The sequence below is a fragment of the Erwinia sp. PPS120 genome, from assembly GCF_047918655.1.
Lineage (GTDB): Bacteria > Pseudomonadota > Gammaproteobacteria > Enterobacterales > Enterobacteriaceae > Erwinia > Erwinia tasmaniensis_A.
The window spans coordinates 17,654-27,068 of record NZ_JBLREF010000046.1; the positions used below are offsets into that span (position 1 = coordinate 17,654).

A 9,415-nucleotide genomic window follows, 5' to 3' on the forward strand; every position below is an offset into this window, starting at 1 on the left:
ACTCGCTTGAAGATAAGAAAAAAAACCAAATAGTAAATGCAATACCAGAAACACCCAGCCCCATCCCCACCCCACGGATTAATCGGGAAAGGATTACCAGAAGAATCACCTTGATTTTCATAAGCCTCCAAAAAAGTATTCGCATACTTTATCAAACTCGGCAGGATTTCTTTCCCCTACCTCACAAGCGGTTTCAAAAGGCTTAACGATATCTTTAACAATAAAATAAAGAAGATCCAGGTCACCAAGACGTTGGAGTTTATTGTGCAAAACAGGATTTCTGTCTTCGAGGTCTCTTGATGTATAAATTGCTCTGGATGTTTCAGCACCAACAGATAACAATAAGCCAGCCAGACTTCCGGCAAAAAAGGCTGTTACACCTCTGGATACTATTGCCTCACCCAGCTTCACACCCGTTAGTTCAGTAAACGCCATTTTCCCCATAAACGAACCGGAAACATTTTTCACGATAGAAGATATTTTTTCGGCGTGAATGCGTGAAATAAAATCTTCAAGAGAAGTCTTAATGATTTGCTCAATAAGCTGATGATTAAATACACCCTTTTTAACTAATCGCGCCAGCCTGAACTTATCATCCAGGTTGTCCCTGCGATGTTCAGTATCAATGAAATCATACCCCAGACAGGCAAGACTGACTGGAAATGAAATAAAACCTTTTCCTGTTGCACCCAAAAAACCAGAGCCATCGATATTAATGGCCTCCAGCATATCTCTGGCAATCTCTTTTGCGCTGTCCATAACCCTCCCCCTCTATTACAGACCAGAGCGCACATCAAACTCTGGCACTACCCCCTCTTCCTCACTCCATTCCAGAGTCAGGGAGTCCGGTTTCTGCTTCGCCGCCATCTGGGTTAGCAGCTGCTGGCTCAGCACCGGCAGGATTTGCTGGTTGAGCAGGCTGTCGACGTTACGCGCGCCGGTGTCCGGCAGCAGGCAGGCGGCAGTGAGTGCATCATACAGGCTCTCATCAATCTGCGTGGTCAGGCCATAATGACGATGCAGGCGCTGGCTCACCTGGTCGAGCTTCATCTCCACAATGGTGCGCATGGCGGGCTCATTCAGCGGACGGTAAATCACCGTCTGGAAACGGGCCAGCAGCGCTGGCTGGAAATGGTCACGCAATATCGGGCGCAGCAGTTCCTGCAAATCGCCTTCAGTCGCTTCTGGTTGCTCATCGAGCAGTTGCATGAGGTGGTCGCTGCCGAGGTTGGAGGTCATCAAAATGACGGTATTGCGGAAGTCGATTTCACGCCCTTCGCCGTCGCGCACAAAGCCCCGGTCAAACACCTGGTAGAACAGGTTCATCACGTCGCGGTGCGCTTTCTCCACCTCATCAAGCAGCACTACGCTGTACGGACGCTTGCGCACCGCCTCGGTCAGAATGCCGCCCTGGCCGTAACCGACGTAGCCCGGCGGTGAGCCCTTCAGCTGGGAAACGGTATGCGGCTCCTGGTACTCCGACAGATTGATGGTGATCAGCGACTTCTCACCGCCGTACAGCACGTCCGCGAGTGTGAGCGCCGTTTCGGTTTTACCGACACCGCTCGGACCGACCAGCAGGAACACCCCCTGCGGACCGTTCTCTGATGTCAGCCCGGTTTTAGCGGCGCGCAGACGCCGGGCGATGGCGGTCAGCGCCACGTCCTGGCCCACGACGCGCTTGCCAATCTCCCTTTCCAGGTTCAGCAGTTCAGTCTGTTCGTCCTTCATAAGTGAGGAGAGCGGCACCCCGGTCCAGTCAGCAATCACGTTGGCCACGGTGCGGGTGTCCACATCCAGCTGAATCAGCGCATTATCCTGCTGGAGAGTATCCAGCTGCGCCTGCAGATTATGGATGTCGGCCTGATCCCCCTTCTCTGAACGGACAGACTGACGGCAGGCCATCAGCCGTTCACTGAGACCTTTTTCCTCCGTGAAGCGGGTTTCAAGCTGCTCCAGGGCATCGGTTCTCTCCTGGCGCTGCTGTTCGATGACGGCCAGACGGTCACTGTGTGTATTGCCACCGACCGACATATCCTCCACCAGCGCCTTCTCTTCCAGCTCCAGCGCCGTTACGCATAGCGAGGCGGATGGTGTCTACGGTGACGTTGCGTGGTGCGGTCAGCTTGACGCGGCCTTTATCGGCAGGCAGGACATTCGTTCTCCTGGACTGGAAACGATGCCAGCCCTGCTTGATGGCAAGGCTAATTATTTTGCCATGACGAAACATCAGTAACAGGAATAAAGCACCGGCAAACGCCAGGCTTTTCGTGAGCGTAGTGTGCAGCCCAATCTGATCGCCAAAATGCCAGATTAACCAGGCAATCCCTCCTGCTATGAGGGCAGAGAACCCCAGCCGCCCCCACCCTCCACGCCATGACGAATTACCCGTTGTCATTATTTCTGTTCCCTGTTTGCACTGTATTAATAAATTTCTGCTCGCCATCTGTCGAAAGCATCAGACAGTCTGCTTTTTGTATATTTACGATATCACTGGCTACTGCGGCCATTATCCATGGAGAAAAGGGGCCGCTGAGCCCGGCATATTTTTCCAGCCAGTGGAGTTGTTCAGGTTTCCAGTGGTCGCCATAACTTTGTGCTACTTCAAGCAGACCGGAGAATGCATTTCCCCATTCCACATTGTCACCAACAATACTGGCGGTGGCACAGGCCTGAGTTTGGGTCGAGAAAAACGTATCCAGTGACTTTTCTGAAATAGCCATATCAAGTGCCATTGGACGCAAAATACGGGCGTTAAAAGAGAGATTATATTTTGTAGCCACATCATCGGAGGTCAACAGCAGGACGGCGAGCGCATCACTGTACGCAGCCCGCCCCTGTGTCTGGTGAATCAGGATTAAATCTACATCCAGCGTCGGTGATTTAATTCGCTCATCAAGTGAGAGGAAGGTCTTTGACGTAAGAATGGTCAACTGCGGAACACAACGATCCAGAATGGCTGCCTGCCAGGCATGTGCAAATCCATCCTGCAATACCAGAGGGTCATCGTGAGAATCCGTCAGCAGAGTGACGGCGGGTTCTATATCTGAAGGCAACTTTGCCAGAACTGGACTTAACCCTCCGAGCAGAACAGAAAAATGGGTCTCATGATCTTGCAGACAAATTCGTTGGGTCAGAGATGTGCTTTGCTCCAGCGCAGGCGGAGCAGCCAAAAAATTTTGAGATGTCAGATTTGCAGGCAGCATTACACCGCTGTGCAGTACTGTGATATTGCGTCCAGCCCACTCCATCCACTGTTGTTGCGCAAATTCTGCTTCACCGGCTTCAAATTCGTGTTTGTCCACCGCATTGTTGTAAAGCCAGCCACGCAGGCAGATAAAGAAAAACCAGACAACTGCAGGGCATGCGGTGACAGCCCAAAGATTAAATGTTTGAAGTGGCCCGGCCAGTTGATTGGCATGCAGGACAAACAACAGTACGCACCCAACCAGTGCGAAAATCCCCAGCATCATCCACAGGATAAATGAAGGCTCTTCAGGCTTAGCCGATATCGTTGATTTCTGACGTTCCCAGCTCATTACTTATCCTATTACACAATCCGGTGCACTGGAGATCACCTGACAACCACACTCACAGTGGCAACCATCCACAACGACAGCTTTACAATCAGAAGTCCATTCAGGCGAGCCTTCAATAATGGCATTAATGCCATGCCCCTCTTTTGGGCAACTGACTTTATCGCCCACAAGGGCAACCTCTTTGCCATTTACTACCATTGTTGATGAGGCAGAAATGACCTGACCGCCGTGCGTAGTGTTATCACCAATCAATACAAAGCCTTTAGACATACGAAACTCCATTTTTTAATTTCCACATATGCATTTCTCTATGCAGATAAGAACATCATTTCTCTATTTTAATTTCCTTTAACTTATCACACGCATTCAAATCACCTTCGGAACAGCTTTTTTTGAATAGTGGGATAGCCTTATTTCTATTTACAGCTATCCCTTTACCATCAAGATACATCGTACCTAAATGATACATAGCTGAAGGCTCGCCTTGTTTAACTGCAAGCTCAAGAAAATTTTTGGCTTTGTCATAATCCACAGCGACGCCCTTACCATTAAGGCATGCGTAACCTAAATACATCTGAGCTTTAGCGCTGTTGTTTTTCGCAGCCTTCTCATACCAATAATTGGCCTTTTCGTAACTCTGAGAAGTTTCTTCACCAGAATAATACATATCACCTAAATCGACCTGAGCATCCGTGTTTCCGAGTTCAGCTGCGACCTGATAGAGTTCAAATGCTTTTTTCATATTCTTCGGAACCCCCATGCCCATACGATACATATTGGCAATTGAGTTCGCATCATCCGCTTTAGTTTTTGCGGACGTATGATCGATAACAATTGATTGAGAAAAAAACAGGGGTAGAAATAGACAGCAAAAATATGTAGAAAGATGATTTCATAAAAACCTCTATCGCAGAAAAATCACAAAATAAAATTGGGAATTTTCTGGCAACCAATTTCTTTCTAAAGGATATAATTCACCATGACCCATAAGGATATTTTTTTTCATTTATAAATTTCTTTATACCCTCACTATATTCATATCCATTAGGAAAGTTCGTTACACCCTTGCACATGTCCAGCTCTTCCCCTGAAACTGTCGTTATTCTTGTATCATTTAAAGGAATATCTGAATGGCCATATTGCCTTAACCAGACTCGTACTTTCCCCTCCGGGGCCAAACCTATCAGCATCATCTGTCGGTAGGCATTTTTTGCAGATTCTAAGACATCAGGATAAGGGGTAGTCATCTTATTCCATGTATCTTGAGTAAAGAATAAAGTGGACTGATAAACCTTTTTATCAATGATTGAGTCCCAGCAAAATATTATTATCTGTGGCAATCTATCGGCTTTATTAAATTGTGTATTCCCCGCAGAGTTACGTTCACTCCATTTACCTACACTGATCCCTTGAGGCTGATCGATAGTCCGATATGTCGATGCATAACCATCAACATCCAAAAGCTTCAATAGTGTAACCTGTGCCGGTAAAGCTTTGGGGGTAGTAAAGGCAAAGTACCATTTATCCCATGGAGTTTTGTGACTGTCAGGTTGCTCACTGGCACAGGCACTAACAGAGCCCAAAAGAAATAAGATCGAAATTATTTTGGTGATTGATTTCATTATTTTCCTCCCTGCATACTTAGGCTACGCGAATGCAATATATTGAAAAACAAACTATTACTGCACTTTCACCAGTTTCCATAAGGATACTTTTTACCTTTAATAAAATCAGGAGTATCTCCATAGTAAACATATCCATCAGGATGCCCTGTAATTCCTTTACACATATCGATATGTTTACCTGTAACAGTCGTTATTTTGGTATCAATTAATGGGATATCCGAACGGCCATATTGCCTTAACCAGACCCGTACTTTTCCTTCCGGCGCTAGTCCTATGAGCATTGTTTGCCGATATGCATTTTTTCCAGGCTCTAAGACTTCAGGATAAGGGCTAATCATTTTATCCCATGTGTTTTGAGAGAAAAATAAAGTTGATTGGTATGTTTTTTTATCAATAATTGAATCCCAGCAAAATATCATTATTTGCGGCAATCTATCGGCCTTATTAAACGGTGTATTCCCAGCAGAGTTTCACTCACTCCATCGCCCTACACTGATGCCTCGAGGCTGATCAATAATCCGATACGTCGATGCATAACCATCGACATCCAAAAGCTTCAGTAGTGTAACCTGTGCCGGTAAAGCTTTGGGGGTAGTAAAGGCAAAAAACCACTTGTCCCAGGGAGTTTTGAGACTGTTAGGTTGTTCACTGGCGCAGGCGCTAGCAGAACCCACTAGTAATAAAAGCGAAATTAGTCTGATGATTGATTTCATGATTTTCCTCCCTGCATATTCCAGGCTACTTAAAACGACCAAAAGTTCAGACGACTAGAGAGTATTGAACACGACACCATCTTTAAAATACGATTATTCACCATGAACCATAAGGGTATTTTTTACCCTTGATGAACTCTTTGGTTGTATTACCATACCCATAGGAAAAATCACTTCCCGTTACCCCCTTACACATATCCAAATCTTTTCCTGAAACAGTCTTTATTTTTGTATCATTTAATGGGATATCCGAATGGCCATATTGTCTCAACCAGACCCGAACTTTTCCTTCCGGAGCTAATCCTATCAACACAGTCTGCCTGTATGCATTTTTCCCAGGTTCTAAGACATCAGGATAAGGGGTAGTCATCTTACTCCATGTATCTTGAGTAAAGAACAAAGTGGACTGATAGACCTTTTTATCAATGATTGAGTCCCAACAAAATATCATTATCTGTGGCAACCTGTCGGCTTTATTAAATTGGGTATTCCCCGCTGAATTCCGTTCACTCCATTTACCTACACTGATCCCTTGTGGCTGATCGATAGTCCGATATGTCGATGCATAACCTTCAACATCCAAAAGCTTCAATAGTGTAACCTGTGCCGGTAAAGCTTTGGGGGTAGTAAAGGCAAAGTACCATTTATCCCATGGAGTTTTGAGACTGTCAGGTTGCTCACTGGCACAGGCATTAACAGAGCCCAAAAGAAATAAGATCGAAATTATTCTGGCGATTGATTTCATGATTTTCCTCCCTGCATATTCCAGACAGCACGAAGCCAACCGGGATTTGGGCGATTGATATAAAAAAGCAAATCAGAAGATTTCACTGCCCCGTAGATTGTTTTCACTTTATTCCCATCCAGCCAGACATCTTTTACAACCACAGGGTTCCAGTTAGCGGAGCAGTGAATATATTTGCCAATCAATTGTAATTCCGGTGAGATAAAAGGCGTCGGCACACCACCATTTCTCACTGCCTTTCCCTGGTCAATTGCTTTTTGACATAAGAATTCAAGTCCCTCAGGCAAATTCAAATATTCATTAGTAGGCTCAATTTCTTTCATTGCCACCCCCGCCTCCTGAGCTGCATCCAACATCACCCGTAAACTAACTTTGCTCCAGTCATTAGTCACTACCCTCTCAATAGTGACTGCCGCCCCAACACGCTTTTGTGTGATGCCACCGCGTTTTTTATCCTCGTTAACCAGATAGTCATACCAGGTTTCTGTCTTTACTTCACCGCTCGGAATTATCGCACTTAACGCTGGCAGGCTCTTTAAGTCAGGTATTTCAGCCGCTGAACGCCGGTAGATATCAGTCACTTCAGAAGGAATACTTTCACTGACAGTTTCGTTTTGGGGCTGAGTCAGAAAAAGATACTCCTTTTCCTTTGGATTATAGCCACCGCCGATATCTGAATGAACTCCCGGCAGAGCCAGTTCCGGCCACGATTCCTTGATGCTGTTCAGGCTGAAGTTGTATCGGCACTCATGCATTGCCGTGATCTGAAAGACTTTCTGTGCAATATCTGGAGGCAGAACCAGCTCAACACCGGGGTTCACACCACTATGAACATCAAATAGATTACTTACTGTACCTACCGCGCACACGGTATCAAATAACCCCAGAAAGCGAGTTTCACCTGCAGGTTTACCATGTTGATTTCGACCACCAAGCCCTTTAGTTATGGCCTGCTGTATGGCTTTATCATTGTTTCTTACACGGTTAACAAAATGGCGAGCCGCCGCCGCTCCGCGACTAAAACCAAAAACATCGAACTGAATTTTCTCAATTGCAAAATTCATCCCTTGGTTGAGAGCCAAGAATTTCGAAATTTGTTCAGCAATAAGACCAACACCTTCATCAGATTTATCAACTACACCATAAAACCAACCGCCCGTCCCCATACTTATCGAGCTATCGCCATTGCCTTTATCGGTACCAATTCCCTGTACATAGACAGCTCGCTGATAAACTGTTTGTTCCTCAATTACCTCGTCATTGGTGGCGTAAAGTGTATTAAGCCAGTGGATGTTAGAATAATACCCAATATAACTTCCAGCATCGCCAATTTTTTTCCCCAGTTTTTTGGCACAGGCTTCTGCGTCTTCTGCCTTCATTCCAACATCAAGATGAGAACAAGACTCCAAAATACGATTCTGAGTATTAAACGCGTTGTTCCCTGTGCCATCAAAAAACATCCCAATAGTAATTGTTATTCCAGGTACGGGTTTACGCTTACAGACAACTGTTTTCTCAGAAATAGTGACATCAGTGAAATGTTCACAGTCACTGGCTTCCCATGTGTGGTAGTCGGTCATGCCTTGTTACTCACTGTTGATGGATTACCAGTTCCCAGAATTTCAATGTTAAGCTTGCCGGGCATTGAGGTATAAATCGGTAACGTTTTGCCATGCTCATCGGAGGTTCCGGTAAAAATCTGACCGTCAGCAGTGGTTACCTTATATTCAGTATTCGGGATGATTTCTCCTTCATCATCTTTCAGTGAATAAATGCCACCATATCCTTTCGGAAAGGTCTGGGGAGATGAGTTTAGCGTGGCAGGCCCCATTTTCTGCGCATTGGCACACTTCCACAGAATATTCCCTTCACAGCCCAGAATGATATCTTTACCCTGTAACTGGATAAACGATCCATCAAGGTTTTTCAGGACCATATCTTTAGCGGCGGTCAGCTCCATCCGCCCTTCCGTACTGGTCACAGTGATATCCTGCTTCGCCAGCATCTCCATGGCATCATCCTGCGCCTGGATTTCCACCTTCCCTTTTGCGGCAAACAGCTTTATACCGGCTTTAAGCGCAAGCATACTAATAGCTTCTCCTGCTGCTACCGTAAAACGCTTCAGTGCACCAATATCTGTATTCTGTTGTGACATAATGCCCACACTGGCACTGCCGGAAGACACCCGAACAGTCTGGGGGCTGGAGATGCTCACCCCTTCAGGAGCATTCAGCACCATCCCGGGTTTGACCATTTCTTTCAGTGCGTCAGTCAGTTTTACCTGACTCTGGAGATCAACAGGCATAGCCCCTGCCATTTCAGATGCTTCAGACAAGGTACGGGCAATACTCAGGGCATTTTCCAGCTGGGCAATCGCCTCTTGCATGGAAAGCATCTTGTCCCCGGCAAACGGCTGTTTATCTGCAGTGATAAATACCCCGGCCCCTCCGCGAATGGAAACGTGTCGGTCAGTACGAAGCTCAGCGCCTTCACCACGCAGTTCGCGGGAAGCGTTAACGTTGTGCCCTAAATTGAGTTGTGTTTTACCGCCATACTCCGTACTCAGCTTAATGTGCTCTTCACCGCGCTTGTCCTCCATCCGCAGTTTGTTCAGACCCGCTGTGCGGATAACATTGCGCGTGCTGTTGGCTTCAGTAACGTGGTCAACGTGGCGGGAGTCGTGCAGGGCATGGGCGATATAAGGACGATCCGGATCGCCCTCATGGAACGCAATGGCGACTTCAGTGCCCTGTATCAGTGGGAAGTGAAAGCCGTACTTATCACCACCGTAAG

At 46.5% G+C, this 9,415-nt stretch carries 10 protein-coding genes and 2 pseudogenes; all 12 read right to left on the reverse strand.

All coding sequences use genetic code 11. The features are described 5' to 3' along the window. Positions 1-117 precede the first annotated feature (117 nt). Positions 118-759 (reverse strand): Ssp6 family T6SS pore-forming effector, encoded by a 642-nt coding sequence (locus ACLRGG_RS19925; RefSeq protein WP_416251391.1) that lies wholly within the window; start codon positions 757-759, stop codon positions 118-120. A 15-nt stretch (positions 760-774) separates the two neighbouring features. Further along, positions 775-2,076: pseudogene (locus ACLRGG_RS19930) on the reverse strand (AAA family ATPase); the annotation flags it as partial. Further along, positions 2,006-2,398 (reverse strand): hypothetical protein, encoded by a 393-nt coding sequence (locus tag ACLRGG_RS19935; protein ID WP_416251392.1) that lies wholly within the window; start codon positions 2,396-2,398, stop codon positions 2,006-2,008. The gene ACLRGG_RS19935 and the pseudogene ACLRGG_RS19930, both read right to left, overlap by 71 nt. After that, entirely contained in the window at positions 2,385-3,539 is a 1,155-nt protein-coding gene (locus tag ACLRGG_RS19940; protein ID WP_416251393.1) for a KPHS_23130 family T6SS system protein, read from the reverse strand. Before ACLRGG_RS19940 ends, ACLRGG_RS19935 begins: the two co-directional genes overlap by 14 nt. A 3-nt stretch (positions 3,540-3,542) precedes the next feature. Then, complete coding sequence (locus ACLRGG_RS19945) at positions 3,543-3,809, reverse strand: PAAR domain-containing protein (protein WP_416251394.1); 267 nt, start codon at positions 3,807-3,809, stop codon at positions 3,543-3,545. Between the two features lie 55 nt (positions 3,810-3,864). Beyond that, positions 3,865-4,281, reverse strand: a complete 417-nt coding sequence (locus tag ACLRGG_RS19950) for a tetratricopeptide repeat protein (RefSeq protein WP_416251395.1) — start codon at positions 4,279-4,281, stop codon at positions 3,865-3,867. 232 nt (positions 4,282-4,513) lie between these two features. Further along, on the reverse strand, positions 4,514-5,161 hold the full coding sequence (locus tag ACLRGG_RS19955) for a DUF2931 family protein (protein ID WP_416251396.1): 648 nt from the start codon (positions 5,159-5,161) through the stop codon (positions 4,514-4,516). A gap of 68 nt (positions 5,162-5,229) precedes the next feature. After that, positions 5,230-5,601 (reverse strand): annotated as a pseudogene (locus tag ACLRGG_RS19960) (DUF2931 family protein); the annotation flags it as partial. Positions 5,602-5,634: 33 nt separating this feature from the next. Next, on the reverse strand, positions 5,635-5,877 hold the full coding sequence (locus tag ACLRGG_RS19965; RefSeq protein ID WP_416251397.1) for a DUF2931 family protein: 243 nt from the start codon (positions 5,875-5,877) through the stop codon (positions 5,635-5,637). A 97-nt stretch (positions 5,878-5,974) separates the two neighbouring features. Continuing rightward, a complete protein-coding gene (locus ACLRGG_RS19970) occupies positions 5,975-6,622 on the reverse strand; it encodes a DUF2931 family protein (protein WP_416251398.1) in 648 nt (215 codons plus the stop codon). Next, positions 6,619-8,202 (reverse strand): T6SS phospholipase effector Tle1-like catalytic domain-containing protein, encoded by a 1,584-nt coding sequence (locus ACLRGG_RS19975; RefSeq protein ID WP_416251399.1) that lies wholly within the window; start codon positions 8,200-8,202, stop codon positions 6,619-6,621. Before ACLRGG_RS19975 ends, ACLRGG_RS19970 begins: the two co-directional genes overlap by 4 nt. Further along, a partial coding sequence (locus tag ACLRGG_RS19980) for a DUF2345 domain-containing protein (protein ID WP_416251400.1) occupies positions 8,199-9,415 on the reverse strand: 1,217 nt, incomplete at its 5' end. The genes ACLRGG_RS19975 and ACLRGG_RS19980, both read right to left, overlap by 4 nt.